The organism is Streptococcus caprae, assembly GCF_042649745.1.
GTDB lineage: Bacteria > Bacillota > Bacilli > Lactobacillales > Streptococcaceae > Streptococcus > Streptococcus caprae.
On sequence record NZ_JBHRZV010000004.1, the window covers coordinates 24,132 to 50,463 of the forward strand.

General features: G+C 45.4%; 29 protein-coding genes. 3 read left to right on the forward strand and 26 right to left on the reverse strand.

The genetic code is table 11. The features are described 5' to 3' along the window. Positions 1–267: 267 nt before the first annotated feature. Complete coding sequence (locus tag ACFORF_RS01060) at positions 268–1,539, reverse strand: LysM peptidoglycan-binding domain-containing protein (protein WP_447449992.1); 1,272 nt, start codon at positions 1,537–1,539, stop codon at positions 268–270. Positions 1,540–2,095: 556 nt separating this feature from the next. Here ACFORF_RS01060 and zupT point away from each other — a divergent pair. Together zupT and yaaA are read left to right on the forward strand one after the other, a co-directional pair. Next, a complete protein-coding gene (gene zupT, locus ACFORF_RS01065) occupies positions 2,096–2,890 on the forward strand; it encodes a zinc transporter ZupT (RefSeq protein WP_380424495.1) in 795 nt (264 codons plus the stop codon). 60 nt (positions 2,891–2,950) lie between these two features. Then, positions 2,951–3,700, forward strand: coding sequence for a peroxide stress protein YaaA (yaaA, locus tag ACFORF_RS01070; protein WP_380424497.1), 750 nt, complete (start codon positions 2,951–2,953; stop codon positions 3,698–3,700). Positions 3,701–3,737: 37 nt separating this feature from the next. Here the strand turns inward: yaaA and ACFORF_RS01075 are convergent, their stop codons facing one another. The 19 genes from ACFORF_RS01075 to ACFORF_RS01165 form a co-directional block, all read right to left on the reverse strand. Beyond that, positions 3,738–4,019, reverse strand: coding sequence for a DUF202 domain-containing protein (locus ACFORF_RS01075; protein WP_380424499.1), 282 nt, complete (start codon positions 4,017–4,019; stop codon positions 3,738–3,740). Between the two features lies 1 nt (position 4,020). After that, positions 4,021–4,860 carry a PTS system mannose/fructose/sorbose family transporter subunit IID gene (locus ACFORF_RS01080; RefSeq protein WP_380424501.1) on the reverse strand — a complete coding sequence of 280 codons (840 nt, stop codon included), beginning with the start codon at positions 4,858–4,860 and terminating at the stop codon, positions 4,021–4,023. Position 4,861: 1 nt separating this feature from the next. Beyond that, positions 4,862–5,704: a PTS mannose/fructose/sorbose/N-acetylgalactosamine transporter subunit IIC gene (locus ACFORF_RS01085; RefSeq protein ID WP_380424503.1), complete on the reverse strand. Its 843-nt coding sequence runs from the start codon at positions 5,702–5,704 to the stop codon at positions 4,862–4,864. Between the two features lie 105 nt (positions 5,705–5,809). Then, positions 5,810–6,304: a PTS system mannose/fructose/N-acetylgalactosamine-transporter subunit IIB gene (locus tag ACFORF_RS01090; protein WP_380424505.1), complete on the reverse strand. Its 495-nt coding sequence runs from the start codon at positions 6,302–6,304 to the stop codon at positions 5,810–5,812. A 15-nt stretch (positions 6,305–6,319) separates the two neighbouring features. Continuing rightward, complete coding sequence (locus tag ACFORF_RS01095; protein ID WP_380424508.1) at positions 6,320–6,757, reverse strand: PTS sugar transporter subunit IIA; 438 nt, start codon at positions 6,755–6,757, stop codon at positions 6,320–6,322. Positions 6,758–7,239: 482 nt separating this feature from the next. After that, positions 7,240–8,538, reverse strand: coding sequence for an ABC transporter substrate-binding protein (locus ACFORF_RS01100; RefSeq protein WP_380424510.1), 1,299 nt, complete (start codon positions 8,536–8,538; stop codon positions 7,240–7,242). Further along, complete coding sequence (locus ACFORF_RS01105; protein ID WP_380424512.1) at positions 8,531–9,211, reverse strand: response regulator transcription factor; 681 nt, start codon at positions 9,209–9,211, stop codon at positions 8,531–8,533. The genes ACFORF_RS01100 and ACFORF_RS01105 overlap by 8 nt, the downstream gene beginning before the upstream one ends. Next, on the reverse strand, positions 9,211–10,524 hold the full coding sequence (locus ACFORF_RS01110; protein WP_380424514.1) for a sensor histidine kinase: 1,314 nt from the start codon (positions 10,522–10,524) through the stop codon (positions 9,211–9,213). The genes ACFORF_RS01105 and ACFORF_RS01110 overlap by 1 nt, the downstream gene beginning before the upstream one ends. Further along, the gene (locus ACFORF_RS01115) at positions 10,524–11,489 is read right to left on the reverse strand and encodes a sugar ABC transporter substrate-binding protein (protein WP_380424516.1); all 966 of its coding nucleotides are present in this window, start codon (positions 11,487–11,489) and stop codon (positions 10,524–10,526) included. Before ACFORF_RS01115 ends, ACFORF_RS01110 begins: the two co-directional genes overlap by 1 nt. 15 nt (positions 11,490–11,504) lie before the next feature. Beyond that, positions 11,505–12,296, reverse strand: coding sequence for a Cof-type HAD-IIB family hydrolase (locus ACFORF_RS01120; RefSeq protein ID WP_380424518.1), 792 nt, complete (start codon positions 12,294–12,296; stop codon positions 11,505–11,507). A 692-nt stretch (positions 12,297–12,988) separates the two neighbouring features. Continuing rightward, positions 12,989–13,588 carry an anaerobic ribonucleoside-triphosphate reductase activating protein gene (gene nrdG, locus ACFORF_RS01125; protein WP_380424520.1) on the reverse strand — a complete coding sequence of 200 codons (600 nt, stop codon included), beginning with the start codon at positions 13,586–13,588 and terminating at the stop codon, positions 12,989–12,991. Between the two features lie 20 nt (positions 13,589–13,608). Beyond that, a complete protein-coding gene (locus ACFORF_RS01130) occupies positions 13,609–14,118 on the reverse strand; it encodes a GNAT family N-acetyltransferase (RefSeq protein WP_380424523.1) in 510 nt (169 codons plus the stop codon). A 1-nt stretch (position 14,119) separates the two neighbouring features. Then, positions 14,120–14,623: a GNAT family N-acetyltransferase gene (locus tag ACFORF_RS01135; RefSeq protein ID WP_380424525.1), complete on the reverse strand. Its 504-nt coding sequence runs from the start codon at positions 14,621–14,623 to the stop codon at positions 14,120–14,122. A gap of 9 nt (positions 14,624–14,632) precedes the next feature. After that, the gene (locus ACFORF_RS01140) at positions 14,633–15,571 is read right to left on the reverse strand and encodes a Gfo/Idh/MocA family protein (protein WP_380424528.1); all 939 of its coding nucleotides are present in this window, start codon (positions 15,569–15,571) and stop codon (positions 14,633–14,635) included. 260 nt (positions 15,572–15,831) lie between these two features. After that, on the reverse strand, positions 15,832–15,966 hold the full coding sequence (locus ACFORF_RS01145) for a hypothetical protein (protein ID WP_380424531.1): 135 nt from the start codon (positions 15,964–15,966) through the stop codon (positions 15,832–15,834). Between the two features lie 58 nt (positions 15,967–16,024). Further along, positions 16,025–18,232 (reverse strand): anaerobic ribonucleoside-triphosphate reductase, encoded by a 2,208-nt coding sequence (gene nrdD, locus ACFORF_RS01150; protein WP_380424534.1) that lies wholly within the window; start codon positions 18,230–18,232, stop codon positions 16,025–16,027. 197 nt (positions 18,233–18,429) lie between these two features. Beyond that, entirely contained in the window at positions 18,430–20,028 is a 1,599-nt protein-coding gene (locus tag ACFORF_RS01155) for a DUF2079 domain-containing protein (RefSeq protein ID WP_380424535.1), read from the reverse strand. Positions 20,029–20,538: 510 nt separating this feature from the next. Continuing rightward, on the reverse strand, positions 20,539–21,153 hold the full coding sequence (gene def, locus ACFORF_RS01160) for a peptide deformylase (RefSeq protein ID WP_380424537.1): 615 nt from the start codon (positions 21,151–21,153) through the stop codon (positions 20,539–20,541). 109 nt (positions 21,154–21,262) lie between these two features. After that, on the reverse strand, positions 21,263–21,505 hold the full coding sequence (locus ACFORF_RS01165) for a hypothetical protein (protein WP_380424539.1): 243 nt from the start codon (positions 21,503–21,505) through the stop codon (positions 21,263–21,265). Here ACFORF_RS01165 and ACFORF_RS01170 point away from each other — a divergent pair. After that, positions 21,477–22,637: an MFS transporter gene (locus ACFORF_RS01170; RefSeq protein ID WP_380424541.1), complete on the forward strand. Its 1,161-nt coding sequence runs from the start codon at positions 21,477–21,479 to the stop codon at positions 22,635–22,637. The two genes, ACFORF_RS01165 and ACFORF_RS01170, sit on opposite strands and share 29 nt — an antisense overlap. 225 nt (positions 22,638–22,862) lie before the next feature. On the opposite strand, the gene ACFORF_RS01175 is transcribed toward ACFORF_RS01170, so the two are convergent. The 6 genes from ACFORF_RS01175 to ACFORF_RS01200 are packed head-to-tail and all read right to left on the reverse strand — an operon-like array spanning position 22,863 to position 26,231. Further along, positions 22,863–23,153 carry a hypothetical protein gene (locus ACFORF_RS01175; RefSeq protein WP_380424543.1) on the reverse strand — a complete coding sequence of 97 codons (291 nt, stop codon included), beginning with the start codon at positions 23,151–23,153 and terminating at the stop codon, positions 22,863–22,865. Positions 23,154–23,163: 10 nt separating this feature from the next. Next, positions 23,164–23,556 carry a hypothetical protein gene (locus ACFORF_RS01180; protein WP_380424545.1) on the reverse strand — a complete coding sequence of 131 codons (393 nt, stop codon included), beginning with the start codon at positions 23,554–23,556 and terminating at the stop codon, positions 23,164–23,166. Next, entirely contained in the window at positions 23,544–25,049 is a 1,506-nt protein-coding gene (locus ACFORF_RS01185; RefSeq protein ID WP_380424547.1) for a hypothetical protein, read from the reverse strand. Before ACFORF_RS01185 ends, ACFORF_RS01180 begins: the two co-directional genes overlap by 13 nt. Before the next feature lie 3 nt (positions 25,050–25,052). Beyond that, positions 25,053–25,463 carry a DUF1310 family protein gene (locus ACFORF_RS01190; protein WP_380424550.1) on the reverse strand — a complete coding sequence of 137 codons (411 nt, stop codon included), beginning with the start codon at positions 25,461–25,463 and terminating at the stop codon, positions 25,053–25,055. A gap of 20 nt (positions 25,464–25,483) precedes the next feature. Beyond that, the gene (locus ACFORF_RS01195; protein WP_380424552.1) at positions 25,484–25,807 is read right to left on the reverse strand and encodes a hypothetical protein; all 324 of its coding nucleotides are present in this window, start codon (positions 25,805–25,807) and stop codon (positions 25,484–25,486) included. Continuing rightward, positions 25,791–26,231: a DUF1310 family protein gene (locus ACFORF_RS01200; RefSeq protein ID WP_380424554.1), complete on the reverse strand. Its 441-nt coding sequence runs from the start codon at positions 26,229–26,231 to the stop codon at positions 25,791–25,793. The genes ACFORF_RS01195 and ACFORF_RS01200 overlap by 17 nt, the downstream gene beginning before the upstream one ends. Positions 26,232–26,332 lie beyond the last annotated feature (101 nt).

Here is a 26,332-nt window from a genome sequence, read left to right on the forward strand (position 1 = left end):
TTATAGGAATTGGATAGCCCTTAAATGGTCCACCAATCACCGAAGGGCATCGAATCGCCACCGTTGTTGAATGAGATGTTGGGATAGTTAGTGTCTGTCATCATTGACTCCTTTTGTTTGATGAGTCTAGTCTAACAATTTTTATAGTTTTTGAACATGACATATGTGTCATGTTGGAAAATCGGAAGTTTTTGTGAAATTTTCAGAAAAAATATAAAAATAGGCTCAAAAAAACAGAAGTTCTTTCAAACCTCTGCTTAGTTATGATTAAGGGTTCAAGGAAACGTGAACATGGTCGTAATGGTTTTCTGTCACACTACCACGGTCTTCCATAAGGTTCCAAGTGTAGGCTGGACCATACTTACTTGGATATGGTGAATAGAAACGTTGCTTCCAGATAATATAGGCAATCCCTTTGCTACCCATATTTTCAGCCGCATAATTGGCTACCACATCTCCAAGAGCAGAATTACTGTAAACCATAAAGTCAACGGCTAAGCCCTTGCCGTGGTCACCAGAGTCTCCTGGACGGTAGAGACTAAAGTTAGTGATGCCGTAGAGACCAGCAATTTCATTTTTAAGCGCAATGGTTTGTGGTTGAAGACCGTAATCTTCACCTGCTGCTGCGGTATAGGTGGCTGTCGTTGTTGTTTCAGCTTCAGTAACAGGAGCTTCTGTCGTCTCAGGTGCAAGAGTGGTTGGAGCTTCGGTGACTGTTTCGGCAACTGTTGTTTCAACTGGAGCTTCCGTTGCTGCTTGGGTAGTCTCCTCAGAAACTGCCTCAGTCACTTCTTCTGCAACTGTCGTTTCAACTTCGGTAACTGTTTCGGCAACTGTTGTTTCAACTGGAGCTTCTGTTGCTGCTTGAGTTGTCTCCTCAGAAACTGCCTCAGTTACTTCTTCTGCAACTGTCGTTTCAACTTCGGTAACAGGAGCTTCAGTAACTGTTTCAGCAACTGCCGTTTCAACTGGAGCTTCCGTTGCTGCTTGAATGGTCTCCTCAGAAACTGCCTCAGTCACTTCTTCTGCAACTGTTGTTTCAGCTTCGGTAACAGGAGCTTCGGTAACTGTTTCGGCAACTGTTGTTTCAACTTGGATTGTTTCAGATTGCGGTACTACTGGAGTTGCCGCTTGCTCAGGCGCAATCGCTTCTTGACTAGTTGAAGCAGCTGGTGCTTGGATTTCAACCCCTGCCAATTGTTGCTTCTGATCATAGCTGAGCTTTAAAACCGTATCAGGATAAATCAAATCCATATCTGCAATATCGTTGATATGAGCCAAGGTTACAAGGTCAATACCAAGTGCTTCAGCAATCGTACTCAAGGTATCTCCATATTTAACAGTATAGGTTTGAATTTGAGTTTGACCAGAACTAGTAGTCTGATCATTCTCTTGCACAGATGTTTGCTGGTTAGATGTTTGGCTAGCAATATCTGCCTTAATGTCTGCAATAGAACGTGCAGTCCAAGTAATAGCTTGACTTGTCGCTGGAACAAATGTTACCAATAATGTCGAGGCCGCAAGTACCTGCTTAGTCATTTTCTTTTTCATGTGTTTTTAATCCTTTTTTGTTTGTATTCTGATGATAATCTTACCATAAAACTGAACCATAAAAAAGTCTTAACAACCCCTTTTAAGCATTTGTTTACTCCCTGTAATAATCGCTGATTTCTGTCATCTAATCCTAATATTTTGTCATCTTTTTAACAAAACTCTTAACGATTTTGTCCAATCAATTTCTCAAGACCCGAGGTTTAAATTCTCCAAGTAATTGCTAGTGACCATTAACAGCGGGCTACATAAAAACCTCATTTTAGTCATCTTTTCGTACTATTTCAACTACTCTGATATTTTTTAGGATATACTCCTAACGTCCATCTCAATTTTCTTACCAACTAGAGTAGCTTGATCTGCTTAAACAGGCGTAAACATGCTATAATAGACTGGTATTATTTGTTGTGAGGCATGCAACTATTATTTCAAAACAACAGGTTATTAAGCTACCTTGACCTACTTCGGTCGTGTTGACGGTAACCTATCTCAACCTGTCAGATTTTGAGTGAATATATGTATTAGCTCCTCTAGAAAGTAACCCATGCACGAAAATCTTCTCCCTGCCTTTATCCTAACAGCCATCGCTGGCCTCTCTACGGGTATCGGCAGCCTTATCGCCTTTGTGGCTAAATCCACTAACAAACAGTTCCTCTCTGTCAGTCTCGGATTTTCCGCTGGAGTCATGATTTATGTTTCCATGATTGAAATTTTTCCTCAAGCTCAAGACAAATTAACCACAGCCTTGGGTGAACGAGCAGGGGCTTGGGCAACTGTCCTTGGTTTCTTCGGTGGCATGTTGCTGATTGCTGTCATAGACAAGCTGGTCCCTTCTGAGGAAAATCCCCACGAGCTCCGCTCTGTTGAAGAGGAGAATGAGGTTCCCCAAAAGCTGATGCGAATGGGCCTGATGACTGCCTTGGCCTTGGCTATCCATAACTTCCCAGAGGGATTGGCGACCTTTGTCTCCGCTCTGGAAGATCCAACTGTGGCCCTCCCCATCGTCGTTGCTATTGCCATTCATAATATTCCAGAAGGCATTGCTGTGTCCGTCCCCATCTACCAGGCGACAGGCTCTAAAAAGAAAGCCTTCTTCTACTCCTTTGCTTCAGGACTTGCGGAACCCATCGGTGCCCTCATCGGCTGGTTCCTCCTCATGCCCTTCATGAACGATATGGTCTTTGGCCTAATCTTTGCCAGCGTTGCCGGGATCATGGTCTTCATCTCCATGGATGAACTCCTGCCCGCTGCTCATGAGTATGGTGAGCACCACCTCTCCCTTTACGGACTCATTTCAGGCATGATTCTCATGGCCATCAGCCTCCTGCTTTTTATTTAACTTCTTGGTTTTGGCGATAGCAGAGCGCTGACCCAACCAAGTCTGCACCTCAAACACCTAATGTCAAACTCTACAAAGGACCCTGCTATGCTATTTCTCATCCCAACCGCCAAGGAAATGAAACCTGGCCAAACTCTACCAAGCAAGCCCTTAGGCAACCTCAGCCAAGCTATTCTCAATCAACTCCTGACCTATACCCCCGAGGAGCTGGGTAAGCTCTATAAAATCAAGGAAGGTCCCGCCCAGAAAGAGTGGGATAGACTCCAAGCATTAGCGAGTGCCGATACCTATCCTGCCCTTCAACTCTTCAATGGACTCATGTACCGCAACATCAAACGGGATGGCTGGTCTCAGGCAGAACAAGCCTATCTTGAAAAGTCTGTCTACATTATCTCTTCTCTCTATGGCATTATCCCTGCCCTCTATCCCATCGCAGAGCATCGTCTCGACTTCAACCTGGCTCTCAAGGTGGATGGCCAATCACTCAAAAACCTTTGGCGTCCTAATTACGACGCTTTCCTCAACCAGGCAGATGGACCAATCATCTCCCTCCTCTCCAGCGAATTTGAGGACGTCTTTTCACCGAGCCAACGGGAGCGACTGATTAGCCTGGTCTTCATGGAAGAGAAGGAGGGACAACTCAAGATCCACTCCACCATCTCTAAAAAGGCCCGAGGACAGTTCTTAACAGCAGCTGTGGAACAACAAGCTCAATGCTTGGAAGACTTAAAGTCCTTGGATTTTGCAGGCTTTAGCTACCGAGCTGATTTATCTAAGGAGTCCAAACTAGTCTTTGTGAAAAAGGTATAAAAACATCCCAATTGCAGGAGCAATTGGGATGTTAGCATTATTGAGCTAACTTTTTTTCTAAATCCAACTGGACTTTGAGCAAGTTTTTCCGTCCTCTGTAGATGACTTGGCCTAGGAGAGTCATGCCAAGAACACCAAGGATTAAGAAGAGTCCAAAGAGTAGTTTCATCCATAGGTGACTATGAAAATAATAGAGCAAGACCAGACTGACCGTAGCTAGAAGAAAGGCGACTTGGAACCAGCGACCGATATTTTCCAGCATATGTTTTTGGTAGGCTATTTCTTGCTCATAGCCCTTGAGAAATTCTGTCCTGTCCATCTTAGTAAGACAAGCCTGGATCGAAGAAGCCGAGGACGACACCAACAAAGGCTACGACAACCAAGAGCAACATAACCTTGATTGGTGAGAGGTTCTTCTTAGCCATCAACCACCAGCAAATGTAAATCACAATTGCTGTAAGGAGGCCTGGATAAACGCCATCCAATTTATCTTGGAGTACCAAATAAGGTTCGCCTGCTGCATCTTTCAATTGGAAGGCTGTTTTAACAGAAACCCAAGTCGCTGCAACCGCACCGATAACCATACCACCGACAATACCAACGGCACGACGGATAGCCTTACCTTGAGGACCTACCAAGAATTCTACAGCCTTGTCCCCAAGTTCATAACCCTTAAAGTAGGCAAAGCGCATTCCAAAGTAAGCCAACAAGTTCCACACAATGATGTAGAAGATTGCACCGATCGGTGAACCACCTGTGGACAAACCAAGGGCAATCCCCAAGATAACTGGAATCAGAGTTCCAACAACCAGAGAGTCACCGATACCAGCAACTGGTCCCATCAGACCCGCACGCAAACCATTGATGGTTTCATCAGTCACTTCATCAGAACCATTGGCACGTGCTTCTTCCAAACCAGCCGTAATTCCGACAACGATAGTTCCTAATTGAGGCTCAGTATTGAAGAAGGCTGTATAGGTTTGCATAGCCTTTTGCTGATCCTCTTTATTAGGGTACAACTCTTCAATGATTGGCAGCATAGAGGTCAAGTAACCAAATGTCTGCATGTGCTCTTGAGAGAAACAAGTCAAGTGTCCATAGTACCAGTTATGGAAGGACTTAGTTAGGGTTTTCTGAGAGATTTTTTTCTTTTCTGTCATCTTAAATGTCCTCCTCTTCGTCCTCAAAGTCTGCAACTACCGCAGCGACCCGCGTATTACGTACCATGTCGATTTCATAGAAAATTGCTGCAAAGATGAGAGAGATTACAGCACAGGCTACCAAGTTCAAGCCCAATGAAGCAGCCAAGGTAAAGCCGACAAAAAATGGGATAAAGTCTGTTGCTTTTTCAACAATTTGTTTCAAGAGAATCGCAATCCCCACACATGGAAGCAGGGCACCAACTGTAAAGAGAGTTTTCATTGGGATACCATCCATTGGAAGGGCATCTTTAAGGGCTGTAACAGCCTCAGCTCCCAATTTACACATAATCAATGTCGGAATAAATGAGAAGAGCAAGTGAGAAATCCAAGGGTAGTACCAGTCAACTGCGTAGAGTTTCTTGAAGTCCCCTTTTTCAACAGCCTTCCAACCGATATGTTGCCAGAGCAAGTTCATGGTTGCTGTTCCGTAGAACAAAACTGTACCAACTGTACCTACAAGGGTACCCATTGATTTAGCCAAGTCAGCTGCTTCAGCAGAATCAACATTGAGGCCTTGAGCATGGATAGCGACCATTGCCAAAGGAATACCGATATAAGAAACGGCACGAACGTCAGCAGATACTGTACCACCAGGTGTTACCAGGGCGATATAAACCAACTGCATGGCAATCCCGCAGATGACACCTGTTTTGATGTCTCCCAGAATCAATCCACAAATAAAACCTCCGACAAGCGGACGACCGAGGGTGTAGTTCCCGATACTGGAACCACCCATACCTGGCATTGAAGACAAGCTCGCAAACAAGCCTAACAATGCTGCTTGAAACCAAGATATTGTCATAATCTTTTCTCCTTCATAAAATAATGGATAAGCAGTCAATCAAGATGAGTTTAATGGAAATTAAGGGTTTCTATTAAAGCCCTATCCTCTTGATTGTGAAGAACCTTAGAAGCCAAACTTCCCTTTAAAGGTTTCCCAGTAGCCGATAGAAACATCTGGGAGAAGTTGGAATTTCACACGGTAACCAGCTTTTTCAATAGCCTCGATGGCTTCAGCTTCTTCCTGGGTGATGGATTGGTTGTTCCCCAATTTCACAGCCCCTGGACGGTCATTACATGGACCAACGATGATTTCTTTCACATCACCTGGGACAAATCCCTTGTCTACAAGGAGTTCTTTCATGTCCACTGGGTTTTTGGTAATCACGAAGTATTTGGTGTCGGATTCTAAAACCTTTGGAGATTTTTCGATAAAGGCTTCCTTAGTCCAAACAAAGGTTTTCTTGTCAGAAGCACCCTTGTAGGCCTGGATGAGGACCTTGTTGCTGGCTGCGGCATCATTAACGGCAATCAAGCCATCACAAGGGTATTCCTTAGCCCAACGCGTTACGGTTTGACCGTGAATCATACGGTCATCAATACGAACAAATGATACTGTCATTTCGAATCTCCTTTATTAAATATCATCATCTTCATCGTCTGCATCAGACGATTCAATTACAAATTCCTGAAGGGCACTGCCTGCCTCAGCAAGTACTGCTGACGCCAAGTCGGAACCTTGGAGGGCATCCTTCATCACCAGGGTTGTTAAGGCCATTGGCAGGTTCATTCCTCCCAAAACCGTTGCTGTATCCAGCTTACCTAGGTCATCCAAGACTCCGCAAAGCGTCGTCAAGGGACTTCCACCAACAATATCTGCCAAAACTACTACGGAATCGTCTACTCCTAGGTCTGCCAAACTTTCTCGACAAACCTTACCAAACTCATCGACTGACTGGTCTGGCTCTAGGGACAGGGCCCTGACTTCCGCAATCTTGTCACCAGCAAACATGGACAGGGTTGATTTCAAACCCTGAGACAGGCCACCATGGCTGACTAATAACACATATTTCATATAGTCCTCCTTACTTGTTACCGCTATTTTATCAGAATAAAAGCCCTTACAAAATGGCAATTTGTCATAGATGCCAGGTGACAAATGTGAAGTCTTAGATGACAAATGTCATATTCCCTTCTCCAAAAATCTTACTTGCCAAACCCTTCAGTTGAGAGTCCGTCAAATAGAGCTAGTCTAGACTAACAGATACAGAGTAATATTCGTATTATCCCCAGAAATCTAGCCGTTTTAGCAGAATTCAAACCTGCCATAATCGGCCTTAACCGTACTTGACTGGCAGCCTACAGCTCAAAAGGTTTGGGGAAAATTTTGAGGTTAAAAATGTCATTAATCGGATCTTATGTCAAGGGAGGTCTTCTCTCTAACTCTCTTATGTCTACGTCAACCTGCTTTGTCTATTGAGATTTTGAGTGAGTATGAGTGAGCATTCCTTGGATTTACCTATGTAAATGCAAAAAAGCCAAGGTTACCTGGCTTTTTTATTCTTGTTCTAATTCTTTTTGGATACGGATAAGGTCGGTTTCGATTGTTCCTTGTTCCAGACTTTGGCTAATAAGATAATCTGCCTTTTTCAGTAAGGCCTGGTAATTTTTGAACCTAGGTTCTGCAACTGCATCTGCCATCATGGATTGGATAGTCGCTGTCGTCAAGGCTTCTGAGACAACATTATCCGTATTTAAAATCTGAGCAGTTTCATCGCTAGCCATGACAGACTGAAGGACTGAAATGCCCTGAGACTGTTGGACCAAGGTTTGCTGACTTTTTGTATTGCTTGACAAGAGCATCATCAACTCCCAAGCCAACTGGCGGTGACTGGTTTTAGAAGATATGCCGACCAGAGAGGTCTCTACAGGTGTCGCATTGATATTGCTGGTCTGAGCTGGCATCTTGATGCAGGTCCAAGCAAAACTGGAATACTTAGAGATATGATAGGGGTAGGGCCGATAGGTTCGGTACTGGGCCAAGGTCATCGGGAAGAAGGCTACCTTACCAGCATCGAAATCCTCGGTCGTCACCTTGTAATTCCCATTCAGCTCCTGCAACTTGGTCATAAAATCTAAGGCTTCTTTGGACTGGTCCGTATTGAGAAAGACTGATTGTCCGGAACGGTCAAAGAGCGGTTGTCCGTAGGCCAGCAAGGCCTGCTGCCAGGTATAATCTGTAAACCCAAACTGGTCTAGAACCCCATTACCATCGGTATCCTTGGTAACTTGCTGACAAATCTTGTAAAATTCCTGCAGAGTCCAACCAGATTGAGGAACGGAGATGCCCTCTTTGGCCAATAAATCGGTATTGACACAAATCATAACAGGATTGCTCTCGACAGGTAGCCCAAATTGTTGAGATCCAAAACGTCCTGCTTCTAAGGCTACTGGGAAGAAGAGGGACGTGTCTAAATCGCTGGCCACCCTGTTGTTCAAATTAACGAGGGCATCTGTGGAAGCCAGGACGTTAAAATCCTTTTCCAAAATCATAAAGGCATCCGGAGCCTTCCCCGACACAATCTTGTTGGCCAGCCAATTCGAATAGTCTTTCTTGAGGATACCACTCTCGTAGACCACCTCAACACCAGGATGCTGGTTTTCAAAATCCGCAATTACGCGGTCAATCCACTGATACTGCTGACCCTGGGGAACATCCCAACTACTGTCCGCATAGAGCCCAAGCTCCAAGACAACATGCTCCCGCGTATCGGCAAAATAGGCAGAGCCAAGTAAGGCTACAATGATTAGAACCAGGCCTACAGGAGCCATATGATTTTTAAATAGCTTAAGCATCATCACCCTCAAAATCTCGTGTGGTAACACCTGTTTGAACCGCCCAAATCGCCAACTGCGTCCGATCGCGCAGTTCTAACTTGCTCAAAATAGCCGACAGGTAATTGCGAACGGTCCCCTCTGACAAAAAGAGCTTCTGGGCAATTTCTTTATTGGATAGGCCAAAGCCAACACATTGAATCAACCGCCATTCCACCTTGGAGAAATCCTGGGCCTGATCTTGATCAACTGGAATCCGATAGTCTGACTGGGCAATCTGTGAAAAGAGCTTGAAGACCTTGGTAGCAATGTCTGGGTTAATCATAGCTCCGCCATTGTGGACCGTTAAGATAGCTTGGTGGAGTTCATCCATCGAAACCCCCTTGAGGAGATAGCCCGATGCCCCGAATTTGAGGGCCGAAAAGATGAATTCATCATCATCGAAGGTCGTTAAAATAATAATCTTAATCTCGGGGTGGCTTTCCTTGACCCGCTTGGTGCACATCACACCATCCATCCTAGGCATGCGGATGTCCATCAGAATCACATCAGGTTTCTCAGCCGCAATCGCCTCAAGGACGGCAAAACCATCCTCCACAGAGCCGGTAATCTCAATATCAGGTCGGGAGGAGAGGATAATCTGCAAGGACTCCCGAATTAGAGCCTGATCATCTGCAATCAATACTTTTACCATCACATTGTCCTTTCTAACTTAGGTAAGGTCATTTCAGTTAAGAAGCCGTTGGTCCCTTCAAAACGAATCCGTCCACCAATCATGGCCAGGCGTTCCTGCATCTGCTTGAGTCCATACCCATAGTGGATTTCCTCGCAACCAACACCATCGTCTTGAATGCGAAGAACATAAGCCTCCTGCTCCACCATCTGAATGCTGAGGTGTCGGGCATGTCCATGCCTAATGGAATTGGTAATAGATTCCTGAACCACCCGAAAGATGATGTCCTCTGTTGTATTTTTGAGGTCCACATCCCATTGATAATCAAACTCAATTTGAACAGGGGAAATGGCCTGGTACTCATCAATCATTTTTTGAAGGGCATCCCGCAAGGTCTGATTCTCCAGGGCATCAGGCCTTAATTTTTCCAAGGAGCGTCTGACATCCACAATACCCTCACGCACCACTTCTGACATCTTATTGAGCTGGAACTTGGCCCGGTTAGCATCAAGGTCAACCAAGACTTTAACCGCATCAATCCCAGCCGAAATCCCCGTCAAGGCATGGCCCAAGGTATCATGAATCTCACGCGCAATCCGCTTGCGTTCTCGGTCTTCGACAATTTTTTCAGTCAGCTGAATGTAACTGTTGAGCTCGACATTGACCCGAGAGACCATCTGCAATTCTGTCTCAATATTGTGGTGCTCCTTGATGGCATACATGACATAATTGACCAGAGAAACAATAAAGACGACGTTATTGAGTGAGACCAATAGATTCTTGACAAAACGAATCCCAATCTGGATATAACTCGGATAGAAGGACACATAGGTATCCATCAGCGGAATCTTGAAAAGCAGGGAAAGCCAATCATAATTAGACACCAACATAATACCAAAACTCAGGAATATAAAGGTAAACCAATAGTGCTTTTCCGTGAATAAGTAGGCCTTTCTTGAACTATAGAAAACATCCGCAAAAACCAAGAGAATAATCCCATTGAAGGAAAACTGCAAGGACAACAAAATCAGCACCATGATGATAAACTTGAAGGCTGTCATATTTTCCATGACTGACCCGTCCGGATCATGCGTAATTTGGTCGCTAAAAATCATGATGATAAAGAGGAGCAGAAAAAGGCCGATACTGCTGAAAAACATGGTATTAGGCGACAAAGGCAGGGTATTGATTTTCTCTAGGAGAGCGTAGCCTAGATCCTGATTACTCACATAGCGCGCTGAAAAAAGATACACAGAAGCATAAAAGACAATGGCCACAAAATTAATCAAGAGAAGGGCGTACTTGGTGTATTGAACTGTCCGTAAGGTCTTCATCACTGCCACCCATTCTTATCAATTTGGTCTGCCATACTCTTGGTCAATAGTTGAACAGGTATGGTGATATGCTTGTCCACTATTTGTCCTTGGTGGAGCTTGTTCGCAATCTCTACTGCCTTTTGCCCCATAGCAATCGGTGATTGAGCGACGGTTCCCTGAACGTCTGATGAAGAGGCTAAAATCTGCTTCATATCAGGTGACCCATCGACACCGTAGATTAAAACAGGACTTGTTACCTGATGTTTTTTCAGGGCTGCCAAGGCGCCAATTGCAGCCTGGTCATTCAAGGCCATGATGACATCAAAATTAAGGCCCCCACTCAGTAATTCTTCAACCTGGGGCATGGCGACCTCGGTTTGTCCCAAACTCTCTCGTCTAGCAACTACCTGATAAGAGTCATGGCCTGAAATGGTGTCCACAAACCCCTGAATTCTCTGCGTTCCAGATTGGGTATCACTATGCTCCAGCAACAAAATACGAGCACTCTCTTTGGTCGCCATCATGTCTTCTGCTGCTAAAACCCCCGCCTGATAATTGTCCGACACAATGGTCGAATCCACCATGGAGGAATCTTTCAGTTCACTGTCCACAACAATAATGGCAATACCCTGATGTTTGGCCTTCTGAACAACCTCAATGAGGCCTTGGTCTCTGCTATCGACAGGATTAAGGATAATAACATCAACTCCCTTAGCAATGAAGCTGTTGATTTGTTCAATCTGTTTATCAATATCTAGGGCTGGATCACGCGTATAGAGGACCCCATCTTCTGCGTTGACCTTCTTTTCAATCTCCGCATGCAGAGCTTGATAAAAGCGATTGTTCATGGTCATATAGGTTGTGCCGACCTTAAAGCGCTGATCATCTAGGCCAACGAGATGCTCATTAAAGCTATAGACTACTCCCAAAATTAGTATAATCAGAAGCACAGATCCCAATGCTAATTTCTTAAAACCAATCATTTCAACTCCCTAGACTTATGACAGTTTCTCCAGCACCTGGGCAATCCCATTGTGATTATGGTCTGCTGTTACCAGGCCCACCTGAGCCTTGACAGCTTCAGGAGCGTTACCCATAGCGTAACCTTGGCCAACAGCTAGGAGCATGGGCAGGTCGTTGAAATTATCCCCAAAAGCTAGCGTCTCCTCAATCGGTATTCCATAATGGTCAGCTAGTAGACCGACTGCTTGACCCTTGTCAATTCCCTGGGCCATGATTTCAATATAAGAAGGGAAGGACTTGGCAATCGACAGGGCAGGATAGCGTTCTACCAAAACCTGTTCCAGCTGATCAATCTCACTGGGTTCTCCCATGATTAATAACTTGTGTACTTCCTTGATTTTAGGCAGATCGGACAGAGCTAAAGTCCTTGATTCCAGTCCCACGACCTCTTCCTCGCGATTGACCCAGTAATTTTCTCGATTCTGAGAATACCAGTGGCCATAACTGTAGGCATTCCAAGCAATGCTCTGCCATTCTCCCTCAATATAAACGCAAATATCATGAGCCAGGTCAGCAGAAAAAGGATGAGAAAAAAGCACCTTGCCTTCATGGTCTTGAACCAGGGCCCCGTTAAAAGACACAAGAGGGTAGGCAAGCGCTAAGCCATCGAGAATGGGATGGATTGCCTCCGGCATCCGAGCCGAAATAGGCACAAACCAGTCTCCCGCTTGCACACGCCTACGAATAGCCTGCTGCGTCTTTTCGCTAATGATCAACTCACTGGTAATCAAAGTCCCATCAATATCTGAAAAAATCATCTTACTCATCTGACCACTCCTTTATTGTCTTATAATCACTCAAAATCTCAATAGCCAAGGCAGGTTGACATAGACATAAGAGAACTCAGCAAGGAAACCTAACGACCTGTAGTTTTGATTTTGAAAGAGTACTATTCCCTTAAAGTATAACATAAAATTTAGGGCATTCTTTAGCTTTTTAAGATTTAAAACTCACCAAAGTCTTAATAGATGAGGCAGGTTGACGCAGATATAAGAAAGTTAGGCAAGGAAATCTAACGACCTATAGTTTTGATTGCGGAAGAGTATAAGGAGCAAAGAAGACTAATAATAGAATTCTCCTCTACAGGGCTCTTATATTTAGGTATTATAAGTTATCCAATATTTAGAGAGCGAAACAGATATACCTAGCTACTGAGGTTCGGGGGAATATACTCAACAAAGCCAATCCCCTCCTCCAACGCCATAGAACAAAGGATCCAGTGAAACTAAGAGCGTTCGTTAGATGTCCAACCTCAAAAAATCTATTGCACCTGTTAAAATCCAAAAATGTATCCTGCCATTCCACAAGTTTCTTTTGTGTAAACATCCACAGCTTTCCACATCCTGTGGATAACTTTGTGTATTTCTGTGGATGAGCTCGTTTCTACGACAATAAATTCCACTGCCAACCTCTCTCCTAATAGAAAAAAGCCTGTGGTAAAGTTTTCCACAGGCTATACTTATATCTTTTTTCTACGGTCAACTGGCTCATAGACAGCCTTGCCGTCATTGAGTTTCTCCCATATGACGACCTTGCCCTGGGCAAGGGATTGCTGGACATCGATGATGCGTTGGTTGGACGACCCACGAAATTGGAGCATAAGATTGCGTTTGGTTCGGTCAAAACGCCCATCTACCAGGATATCAATCATGGACAGCAATTCCAGCTTGTCCTCGGTTTCTAGTAGCATTTCCTCCCAGGTATAGCCCGTCCAGGACCAGATGTCCTTGTCTGGCAACTCCTTGCGAATCCGCTTGACCAGAGGAATGAGAATGCCCGTATTGAGAAAGGGCTCGCCGCCCAGCAAGGTCAGGCCCTGCACATAGGGCTGGGCTAAGTCAGCCATGATTTGCTCCTCCAGCTCCACTGTGTAGGGAATGCCTGCCCGAAAGTTCCAAGTAGCAACATTGTAACAACCTTCGCAGTGAAAGAGACAGCCGCTGACGTAGAGCGAGCACCGCACGCCCTCGCCATCCACAAAATTGAAGGCCTTGTAGTCCATAATTCGCCCACAACTCAGCTCTTCTGCCTTCCATTCTTGGGGTTTGGGATTGTTCATGGTGGCCTCCTTTCGTCTGTCTATCTCTCATTTACTCTTATCCAGTAAAATTCATCCGTGTCAACGGTTTTTTCATACTGTCCGCCATTAGCCAAAATGGTGCGTCTGCTGGCCTCGTTTTCCTGGTGGCAGGTTACTAACAGGCGGTCCATGCCCAGTTCTTTAGCCTCTAACAAACCTAAGCGCAGTTGTTCTTTGGCCAGCCCCTTACCACGCTGACTAGGACGAAGGCAATAACCAATATGTCCATATTCTCTCAAGACAGCTGGCGTTGTCGCGGTCCGAAGAGCGAGTAGTCCTGTTAGTTTTTCGTCTTCCCAAGAGAGAAAGATACGAAAAGGACCCAAGCCACTTGCGATGGTGTCTTGGTCAGCTTGCAACTCCAACAGAGCCAGCATCCTTTGAAAATCGCCTTTCGCAGCGGACCAAATGGCAATCGCACCACTCATGCGAGAACCTGCTTGTTCAAATTCCTGAGCCATCTCCAAAAAAACTTGTTCATCTCCCGCTTGGGGTTGACGCAACTCCATCTTATTGCCCCACTTCTACCCAATACCGCTCGACACCCTCTCGAATGTCTTCCAGCACACCGCCATTGGCGACAATGGTCGCCCGACTGGCTAGGTTTTCGGTGGAGCAGGTAATCAGGGCTTTGGTGATGTTTTTCTGCGGGCATTCCAATAATCCGAGACGCAGCTGCTCCTTGGCGTAGCCCTTGCCCCGCTCGCTCGGGCGAATGGAGTACCCAATATGCCCACCCTTGTTGAGCAAAAAGTCATTGAGCCGCAAACGCAGGTGCAAGAAGCCCAGAGCCCGCCCCTCCTCGTCAAAGGACATGAACTGGACAGCCGGGACAAACTCGTCTGGAATATTGAGCCCCATCTCCGCATCGGCATTGTACTGAAGCCAGTCGGCATAGTTAAAATTTTCGGGTTCCCAGAAACCGCCATCAGTTGCCGAACCTGTGGCGATAAATTCCGCCATCATGTCCTCAACGGCTGCTTGGTCGGCCAGGGTTGGTCGTCGTAGCTGCATCGCTTTCTCCTATTCTGGTAAGGTCACCACGAGCTTGCCGCTGGTGGTTGTGCTTTGGTTGATTTGGTCGATGAAAAAATGGCTGAGCAGGCTGCTAGTAGGGTCTACAGGATTTTGTCCTGTCTCAAGGGCCTGCAAGAACTGGTCTACAGTCGTTTCAAATCCACGTTTGTAAAGGGTTGTGTCCCAGGAGCCAAAGTTCTTATTCAACACATCTTCTCCCTGCCAAATCCGCAGGCTATCTAGATTTTCCAGCTGGTAGGTGCCTGACGGACTTTGGACTTCCATGATTTCATAGCGGGAGCCTGATTGGAAATTCATCCCCACCTGTACCAGTTCATCTTGGTCTGTCGTGAGGGTAACCGCAACCTGACGGAGTTGTCCATCCGCTGTCAACTGGTAACGGAAGTCTCCCTCCACCGCTCTGCCATTGGCCAAAAAGAGAGCCGTATCCAGCGGATGAATGAAGAAGTCAAATAGCTTGAAGGTCTTGTCACCCGTGCGATTGGTATCGTTTTTCTCAACACGAATCTTAGTCTTGTCAGCGACGGCTTTCAGCTCAGCCACTCGTGGGGCAAAGCGGCGGTTAAAGCCAGTCATGAGAAAGGTGTCGTGTGCCGCAGCCAGGTCGTACAGGCTCTTGGCCTCGGTATAGGTCTCCGCCAGGGGCTTGTCCATGTAAACAGGAATGCCACGGGACAGAAAATGAATAGCCAATTCCACATGGGCCACCGTCGCTGCATGAATGAGCACCCCATCGAGCGGTGCAACAAGTAAATCTTCCATACTCTGGTAAGTCGTCACCCTGTGAAAGAGGCTGGCTGTTTCTTCCAGCACCGCCTGATTTCGGGTAAACAGGTGCCACTGAATCCCCGTCAGCTGACGGAGGTAGGGCAGGTAGGCCTTCTGACTGATGCCTCCGATACCTACGATTGCAATGTGTTTCATACTGTCTCCTTGTACTCTTCAAAAACCAAAACGACACGCCGTTAGGTTGCCTTGCTTAACCCTCTTAGGTCTGCGTCGAGCCATAGTCATTTGAATTAACCTTGATACATCCTTATTTTCGACTTGCCGAACTAAAGTACTGTCTGCGTCTCAACGCCTTTTCTCAAAGCTATTTTATTTGACTAGACCTCGTCTAGTAAGGTTTTAAGTGAGTATTAGTCAAAAACCGACGGCAGCTGCTGTCGATTTTTGTCTCACCCTTATTTCTTCTTAGTCTTGGCCTGTTTCAGCAAAGCCTGCACGCGTGCTTTTTTGTCATTTTTTGCCGTCGAGTGTTTCTCGTGGAATTTCTCCACTTGCTGCATGCCCTTGTAGTCTAGTTGATATTTACCCATGTCTACGTCCTTTCTGTCGTCTGTGAAGTTCTATTTTACCCTATTTTAGGCCATTTGGCTAATGGGATAGACCTTGAAAGGCAATAGCAGAGCCATTCATATGCTTGACACGGGCAGCGATTTCCTGGTGACGACCGTGGACCATAGGCCGAGCTTGCGGATTGCCTAGATATCCACAGGTCCGTTTGACCACATCAACGGTTTTGGGGTCTTGGTTGCCACAGTTTGGACACTTAAAGCCTCGCTCTGTCGGCTCAAAATCCCCCTCAAACTGACACTCATAGCATCTGTCAATCGGTGTATTGGTCCCCAGATAACCGACACGGTCATAGGCATAGTCCCAGACCGCTTCAAGCGCCTTGGGATTTTGCTGGAGGACAGGGTATTCACAGTAGTGGATAAAGCCGCCACTGGCACCCGCTTCGGGATAAATCTTCTCGAAATCCAACTTCTCAAACGGCGTCGGATTCTTGCGCACATCGTAATGGAAGGAATTGGTGTAGTAGTCCTTGTCTGTGATATCTGTGACTGAGCCAAATTTCTCCTTGTCCATGCGACAAAAACGATCAGTCAGGCTCTCGGATGGCGTTGAGTAAACAGAGAAATGGTAGCCGTAGGCCTCTGACCAGTCCTCACAAAGGGCTTTCATCTGACGAATGATGTCAATGGTAAAATCCTTGGCAACAGGATTGGTCTCCCAGTCAGGACCGTAAAAGACGGTCGCCACCTCATAAAGGCCGATATAACCCAGCGAAATAGTCGCTCTGCGATTGTTGAAGAGCCTATCGACAGCCGCATCCTTGGCCAAGCGCTCCCCAAAAGCCCCATACTGATAAAGAATAGGAGCATTGGCAGGAGTCGCTTCCTTAACACGATTGATTCGGTAAACCAGAGCATCCTTTACAATTGCCATCCGTTCAGCAAAGAGGTCCCAGAATTTGCCCACGTCACCTCGGCTCTCCAGAGCAATCCGCGGGAGATTAACGGTGACCACACCCAGGTTCATCCGGCCAGAATTCACTTCTTCTCCATCCGCATTTTTCCAGCCCTGTAGGAAGGAGCGACAGCCCATCGGTGCCTTGAAGGAACCTGTCAAGGCGATAATCTTATCGTAGGACAAGACATCAGGGTACATCCGTTTCGTCGCGCACTCTAGCGCCAGTTCCTTAATATCATAGTTTGGCGTACCGGGCTCCAAGTTAAGCCCTCGCTTGAGGGTGAAAATCAATTTCGGAAAAATCGCTGTCCGCTCTTCGCTTCCAAGGCCCTTGATCCGGATATTTAAAATGGCCTTTTGGATTTCCCGCTCGAACCAGTCGGTTCCCAACCCAAAACCAAGTGAGGTAAAGGGGGTTTGACCATTCGAGGTAAAGAGGGTGTTGATTTCGTATTCCAAGGATTGCATGGCGTCGTAGATGTCTTTTTGCGTTTTTTGTCGTGCATAATCTTCCCGCTTATCTTCAAGAACCCATTCCTGGGCATCGCGTAAATGTTTCTCGTAGTTTAATTTGGCATAAGGAGCCAAGACCTCGTCGATACGGTCTGCAGTACAGCCACCGTACTGGCTGGAGGCCACATTAGCAATAATCTGTGAAATCTGAGCTGTTGCTGTCTGAATCGACTTGGGACTCTCAACCTCGGCATTGCCAATCTTAAATCCCTTGGACAACATGCCCTCAAAGTCAATCAGACAACAGTTGGTCATAGGTGTATAGGGGCTATAATCCAAATCATGGTAGTGGATGTCCCCTTTTTGATGGGCATTAGCAACATGAGGTGGTAACATTTTAAGCCCAATCGACTTGCCAACAATTCCCGCTGTTAGATCTCGCTGGGTGTTGAACACCTCACTATCCTTATTGGCATTTTCATGAACCACAGCCTGGTCCTTGGACAAGAGCTTGTCAATGGTCACGTTAATGTCCACGGCCTGGGCCCGCTCCAAATCCCGTTGAGTGCGGTAATAAATATAGGCCTTGGCAACAGTAGAATGGCCCGATTCCATCAGCTCATGCTCTACAATGCTTTGGATTTCATAGATTTTGATATTCTCGTGAAAGCGGTCGATGACTTCTGCGAGTACGCGAGCGACTAAATCATCAATCTCTGTCTCCGTCATACGATCGGTTTCGACTACCTCTTGATTGGCTTTGCGAATAGCCTGAACAATTTTTTCACGATTAAAGGCCACCTGACGACCGTCACGCTTAATGACCCACATCGGCTGTCTCTTCGTTCTAACCTCTTCTTTTTCGACTACATTCATCTGACTGACCTCTTTTTTTATTTTTCTGTCATCAACACATTCCATTATAGCACTCAAATCTCAAAAATCAATATCTTGTGTGCATTTTTTTAATCGAGCACAATATATTGGGTTTTATTGTTTTTTTGAAAAAATTAACAAATCCTTATAAATCCTCTATAAAGTACAAAAAAGCCAGGAAAACTGACTTTTTCTTGTTAATTTAAGTGATAAATTTTAAAGTGTGAGACACTCTCGGACACAATTTCTTCATAGTGACTGTCTAGGTTAGCTTGAACTGTTGCCGGTAAACTGAGACTCTTGTTGACGACGATAAAAGTTGCACTATTTTGTAAGAGTTGATCTTCCAGTAACTGTTGGTTGGTGGTCGAACTAGTCCCTTCTACAGGCAAAACAAACTGAGTAGCAGATAGACGCCCCGTCTCTAAGTAGAGAGCCGTACTGGTATCCCAAACGTAGATTTTGTCAGATGTGCTCGAGTTTTCCTCAATGTATTGAGCAATAACAGAGCGCTCAGAGTCAAGACCCAAATGGGTGACATAGCGATAGGTCGCCAGACCCACTCCTGCAATTACCACTAAGAAGGGTAGGAAGATATGACGTTTAATAAAGAATCCCCAAATGTCTCGACTGATCGGTTCTTCAAATACCTTTTCCGATTTTCGGAGCTTCTTATCATATCCATGATTCGTCGCTAGGGCAGTCAAGATCAAGCCGAACGGCAATAAGATCAGGAGTGGATAGGTTTGGAAGGTCTGTGAAAGAACTGCCATAACCGCATAAACTAAACTAGTTAGCAAAAGTAACCACTTGAAGCTCTGCAATTCCTTATCATCTCCAAGATGGCCAAAGAAGAAAATAATCCCGTAGGCCAAGCCTGAACCCAGCAGAAGGACCAACTGAGCCCCTAACCCATAAGTCAGATTCTGATTATCGACCGTGAAATGCGTCAATCCGTAAACAATTGTCTGCTCGATATAAGGTTTAATCAACTGCAAATTGAGGGCAAAGTATCCTACCGTAAAGATAACAATTATCAAGCCCCATAGGATACAAAGATTTTGGTAAAATCCGCGTTTCCACCGTTTTTTAGCAATATTATGAAGCGATAAAACGAGAAAGGCCAGGACCCAGAAAACCAAGGTCCTTACATCGATAAAGATAGCGACAGCTGCTACAAAGCCATAGGCGATGAACCATTCATCCTTACGGAATCCCATAAAGTAGGTCAACAACAACCATAGCCCCATAAGGACGAAAGCATTTGCCCATTGGATAGCGTATAACCCACCTAAACCAAGCCCAAAATTCAAAAGGTAAAAGACAGGAGTAAAGGCTGCAGCCGTCTCAACCCTATTTGTCAGGAAGTAGACCAGCTTGAAAAAGTAGATTCCAGAGATGAAATAGAAGACAAACTCTAGGAAAATTAGCCACATAGAAGAGCCTAAGAACGTCGCCAAGGCAAGTGCAGCATAATAGAGTATCCCCCCAGAGGCGAATAAATCCGCATAGGGAACCTGTCCATTCAAAAATGCCTGTCCCATATAAAGCCCTTGCATCTGTAAAGGACTTGCAAAGTCAAAGAAAGTAGGAACAGTTACACTCAAGCCTGCTAGAATAATACTAAAAAGGACAAGGTAGAGCTTATGAAACCAAGGAACTACCAACTTGAATTTCTCACCAGGGAACTCTGTCCCATTATCTGCGACCTCATGTTCGCGATGCAACCGACTCAAGGAGGAAGTAACACTTGTCTCCTCAACTTGCACGTTATGAATTTCTTGCGTTTCGTTCACGATGAACTCCTTATTATTCCCTACAAAAGCAGGGGCATTTTTTGATTTGAAGTCATAGCAGAGCTAGGAACCTCTGTTCAGATTAGTCCAACAACTATAAAAGTCACCTCCCCAAGCAAGGGCAAGTACTTTTCCGACCAAATCATTTCACAAGGCCAGACGGTAATCCAGCCTCAAAAAGCATACTTTAAGTATATCAGAAATTGCCAGTTAGTCAATTTTACCTGATTTTTCAAACGAAATAACGACAAGCGTTTAAAGCTAAAAAAATCGATACATCTTTGAAATTTTCATTTTAAACACAACTGCATGGCCAAGCGAAAAGACCTAGCATCAAGCTAGGTCTTCTCAGGAGATTTATGAAAAAGATTTGCCTTCCAAAAAGGAGGACAACACCGACAAAGTCGGTAAAAGTTTTAGGATGATTATAGTATAACGAGCTTTCCTTAAAGAAAACTAAAGCGAATTTAAAGGTATCCTAAATGTAAACAGCGCTACTTATTCTATGGACTAATCCAACAAAATCAGTCCATCTTCGACCTTAAAAGGCTCGGCGATGTTGATGCGGTCGTAGAACATGACACCGTTGATGTGGTCGATTTCATGTTGAACAACGATTGAATTGTAGCCCTTGAGCTTGATTTTTTGGGCTTGGCCATTCTTATCAAAGTATTCCACAGTCACGCGCGAGTGGCGGATAACATAGCCTTCGACAGGACGGTCAACCGATAGGCAGCCCTCACCGTCAGCCAGGGCCGCATTTTGCACAGAGTGGGCAACGATTTTGGGGTTGTACATAATCTCTTGGATGCTATAGGCCTCAGTCGGAGGATTGCCCTCGGCGTCCTCAGGATTAGGCACCAGGACAGCAATGATGCGTTTTTTGATGTCCAATTGCGGAGCTGCTAGACCGACACCACCACGAAGACCCAGCTTTTCAGCCATGACAGGATCCTGGGAGTTCTTGAGGAACTGCAACATTTTTTCACCTAGAATGATGTCTTCATCAGACAGGGGAAGGGTCACTTCTTCAGCCACCTCACGCAGGGTTGGGTTGCCCTCACGGATAATGTCATCCATATCAATCAGATGGGCTGGTTTAATCAAACGTTCTTGTACAGACATTGGGAATACACTCTTTTCTAAGTCAGTTTTATCACTCTCCATCTTATCACAAACCCGACAACATTTAAAGCTAGAGGGGCAGAATGTGGGCAAAGACTCTGGCTGAGACTTAGACCTGGGGCGGACAACCCAAACTTGATAACCCTGGGCTATCAGCCTTGGAAGCACTGGTCCTCTGGCCTGCTCTGCTATGGTCCATAGCAAAGCTAACCCAAACAAGGCCTGCCGCAAGATTGGAGGTCCGCCAGAGTTGACGGTCAACCGCAAAACCTTTACAATGAAACGGTAACCCTTGCCCCTCGTCACCCTGATAGAAAGACCCTATGAAAGCCTTACTCGAAAAAATCGCCATCCTGTCGCTCTCGCTTATCCTAGTCTCGGCCTTTGCCATCTCGTCGGCCATGCCAGACATGATTGACCACTTTGCTGGCCAGGGAATCTCTGCTAGTCAAGTCGAACTTTTAGCGACCCTGCCCTCCTTTACCATCATGGCCAGCCTCCTGCTCAACGCTTGGTATAGTCGTTTTCTGAGCGAACGTCAAATTATCGTGCTTGGGCTCATATTGATCAGTCTCTGCGGAGCTGGTCCAGCCTTTCTTCATGCTTATCCCATCATTTTCCTGCTGCGTCTGGGGCTGGGATTTGGTCTGGGGATGATCAACGCCCGAGCGATTAACATCATTTCTGCCCACTATCAGGGCAAGGAACGGATTCAGACCCTGGGCTTGCGGGGATCTGCTGAGGTTCTGGGGTCAGCTATCATGACAGCTATTGTCGGACTTCTCTTGCCGCTGGGTTGGCAGGCTGCCTTTCTGGTCTACCTCTGTGGACTGGTCATCCTCCTGGTCTTCTTGCTCTTTGTTCCCGATACGCCAGAGGCAGTTTCAGCCACAGCTGATTCCAAGGAGACCAAGCCATCCCTGACCAGAACCCAAGTTTACTATAGCTTAGGTCTAGCCCTGGTTGCCTTCTTCGTGATCAATGTCAACTCCGCCATCACCCTGCGGATTCCTCAAATCGTGGTCAACCACAGCTTGGGGTCAGCCAGCCAGGCCAGCTATGTCCTCAGTGCCATGCAGCTGATGGGAATCGTCTCCGGTGTGTTCTTTGGTCCCTTGCTGGCCAAGCTCAAGGGAAAATTATTGCCGGCTTCCCTGCTGATTTTTGCTCTGGCTATTTTCCTAGTCCACATCGCCACTAGCATCTGGACGCTGGCCCTGGGAGGCTTGCTGTCAGGCTTTTTCTATAGCCTCATGCTCAATCTAGTCTTCAGCACAGCATCCGAACGCACTCCTGCAGCTCTCCTTAACACCGTTACCACCATCGTCCTCATCGGCTGTAACCTGGGTGGTGGCACCTCATCCCTCCTTCCCAACTGGCTAGACCAACTCCTACCAACCACGCTTGGTGCCCTTGGGTTTTATGCCACCCTCAGCTTGATCCTTGCCCTCATCCTCTTTTGGAAAGATAGCAGAGCCAAATAGATGACAGCGATCAGCTACCCAGCATCCCTAAACTCAGATATAGAAAAAGCCAGCCAAATCAAGGCTGGTTTTGTCTTATCTGTTAATACTCTTCCACAATCAAACTATCGATCTTTTTTTAGGGGGGTGATAGACCTATGTCCCTCTTATGAGATTTGGGGAGAGTGTTAATAAAGCGAAGAAAATCAGGGTTCGCCAGCTACCTAACTTATCTTATGCCGATGACTATAGGTCATCAAAAATTTTCGAATAGCCTTCAACACTACCTTTTATAACATCGCTTGATTTCCCCTTTATAGTACTATCTAACTGACCAAGAAAACCAAGCAAGTCGGCGTGAGCAGTTTTTCCTAGACTATCTATAGCCTTTGTATGCTTTTCCTTGGCCGTCTTCTTACTCATCTTAATCACGGGAGCATAGTAGAGAAGGATCATCTGTTTTTCAAGGTCACGCCGAATTTCTCGAAGATCCATATCCCCCGAGAGGTAACTTCCAATGCTGCTATAGATATCCATGTCCTATCTCCTACTTCTTGTTATAAAGCTGACGCTTGAGCTGGTCATTATCCTCAATGGCCTGATCCAACTGGCGATATTTTTTCCGAAAATTAGCTTCCTTTTCCTCAAAGGCAGCATCCAGACGATCCAACTCTTCTTTAAAGCTAATCTCAGTTACCTGATTATAGTCCGTCAACAGGTTCGTAAACGCTCTTACCTCACTGGACGGATTCTGACGTTGTTGATAAAAAACGAGCTCTGAAAATTCATCTACCAAAAAAGATAAATCCCTTTGTCTACCATCAAGCTGATTACAGTCGTCCTCATACTGCCGTTTTTCTCGGTTAAAGTCGTCTTCCAGCCATTCTAATTCTAGCCTTTGCTGGAAGATGGTATCCTCTAGTCTTTCTAACTCATCCATAAGCCAAAGTTCCTTGCTAGTTGACTATCCGCTTCCAAGGCCTGTGAAATCCCAGACTCGATTTGGGTTTGTAAGGTTTGAAATTTCTCTAGGGCTATCTTAGCCTTGGAAAGTTTTCCGTCAAAATGAAGAGTCATATCGCCCACTATGGTCTGGTAATCGACTCCCCCCTCTTGATAGGTGGCGCGAACTTCATCAGCACTCAGTTCCACAATTCCCCAAGGGATTTGATTGGTCATCTGATGGAGGTTCTCTGCTATTTCAAGAGCTTTGGCATGCTCAACTTCAATCTCATTATAGGCTAGTTGCGCCGTAGCCACAAGGGTATCTGCTAGCATACTGGCTTGCACACTGTCCAAAAAGAAGATTTCAGTGGATGATAAGCCTTTACCATCAGTTTGCCTTTGAACCTTAAGGTATTCATAATAGGTTTTATAGGCCGCCATCCTGTCCTTGATGGCACGACTAGGGTCCTCCTCAAGGAGTCGATCCCCCTGGTACTGGTAGCCGTCCATCATATGCTGGTCCACAAAACTAACCTCTGAGGTCTTAAGGTGGCGGACCACTCCTATGACGCCCTCGCTTCCCTCCTTGGGATAGCCTAGACTGATCAAGTCCTTATGGTCAACGTAATGGGTTACTTTATAACCATACTTGGAAGCTAGGGCTCGCATGTCTGCAGGCAGGGCCGATGTGATATTAGGGCCGTTTGCGACATGGACCGAACGGATATTGGCCATTTCTTCTTCAGTCAGGCTGGCAAAGGCATACTGAACATCCATAGAACCTAGCGAGTGAGCGTAGATATCAATCGGAGCATTGGGATACATGGCGATGGTTTCTTTCAGACTCCGAGAGGCTTCTTTCATTTGAGGGGTTGGAATATCAATATGTTCGTCACCGATAACTCCAATCGCACCTACAATCTCATTAGTTGGTGTGCCATAATAGGCAAGAGTGGACAACCCATAACTCAGGGATCCAACACCTGTTCCAGCCATGTTTCCTGAGATTTTTGCGACAGTTGGACTGAAGTGCTTGCCCATCTCTTTTTCGACCTTACGACCAAGTTGAACCTTGGTCTCCTTGGAGGCTTGATAGGCCAACTGTTTCCCTACAAAGGTCGTCAAATCTACCCCTAAGGTATCAATAGCTGCAGGGATATCATTTTGAAACCAGTCCAGCATCCAATCGTCCCCGGCCATAGGGGCTGTGGAACCCCGCATCAAGACAGTAACCTCTTCCACGGCTCCTCTCTCAGACTCAGAGGCGGTGTAGGGAACGGGGTCTGCTAACACATCTGATTCTTTGATTGTTGTATCGTCCGTTTGATTGGTCAGGACATAAATCTGCTCACCGGCCCCTGAATTTTCATAGATATGGGAAACCGTGCCGATGTATGACTTATTATTGATTCTAGTCACTTCACCCAATCCAATATTTTTATTGTATTCAGCATCAATAATATCTATAATTTCTTTATCGGTATACATCGACTACTCTCCTCTTATATAATCAATAAGGGCTCTAGACGTCATACTACTACTACCTCGCAAGCTTGAATCACTGTCTTTTACTAAAATAATCGACATTTTTAAATCTTTAGAGTTATTCACTTTTAATTCCACAGCCAGACCTCCTGAAGGAATAAACTCTAAACTATCATAATCAATTTCATAGTTCTGAATTTTTGCGCCATTCGATAAAGCTCCCTCTTCTAGCCCCCTCAAATTATCTTCAAAAATTGCCTTCGCTTCCTCGCTCTCGACAATCTCAATCATTTCCTGCTTCTCAGCTTCGCGTTTTGCTGCCATCGCTTTTTTTCCTCCTAAAATACTGCATCCGCCTAGCAAGGCTAGGACCAGAAGACTTAATATGGATAGGTTGAGGAATTTCTGCTTTGTCATGTGGACCTCCTTATGTCATCTTATAAAGATACTAGGCGTCTAATATACTTATAATATAACATAACTTGGAGGATTTGACACTTTAGAGGGGAAGATTCTGACTCAGAGGCGGTGTAGGGAACGGGGTCTGCTAACACATCTGATTCTTTGATTGTTGTATCGCCCGTTTGATTGGTCAGGACATAAATCTGCTCACCGGCTCCTGAATTTTCATAGATATGGGAAACCGTGCCGATGTAGGGAGAGCCTGGAATTTCTTCTAAACCAATGTATTGGTTTAAATCATAAATGTGATATTCTTTTCTTATAATTTCTACATTAATTTTATCACTGTTTACTTTCATCAGTTTCCTCTTGTGAATAAGATAATAGAAGCTTTCGTAAGCCTTCTGAAACCACCGACCCTGAATGATGATAATTCCCATCTTTGTCTATATAGACATCTATGCTTACATATTGTTCAGGAATATCATTCATAATTATCTTAATGATAATCCCTCCCATTGGATGATATTCTAGACTGTCATAATCAACTTCATAGCTCGTTATAGGTTTTTCCTCACCTTCCACGAGATTATTGTAGTAGTCAATTTTTTTCTGAATAAGAGCTTGGACCTCCTCACTCTCGACAATCTCAATCATTTCCTGCTTTTCTGCTTCACGTTTGGCTTCCATCGCTTTTTTTCCTCCTAAAATACTGCATCCGCCTAGCAAGGCTAGAACCAGAAGACTTAATATGGATAGGTTGAGGAATTTCTGCTTTGTCATGGGGACCTCCTTATGTCATCTTATAAAGATACTAGCCGTCTAATATACTTATAATATAACATAACTTGGAGGATTTGACGCTTTCAAGGGGAAGGTTCTGA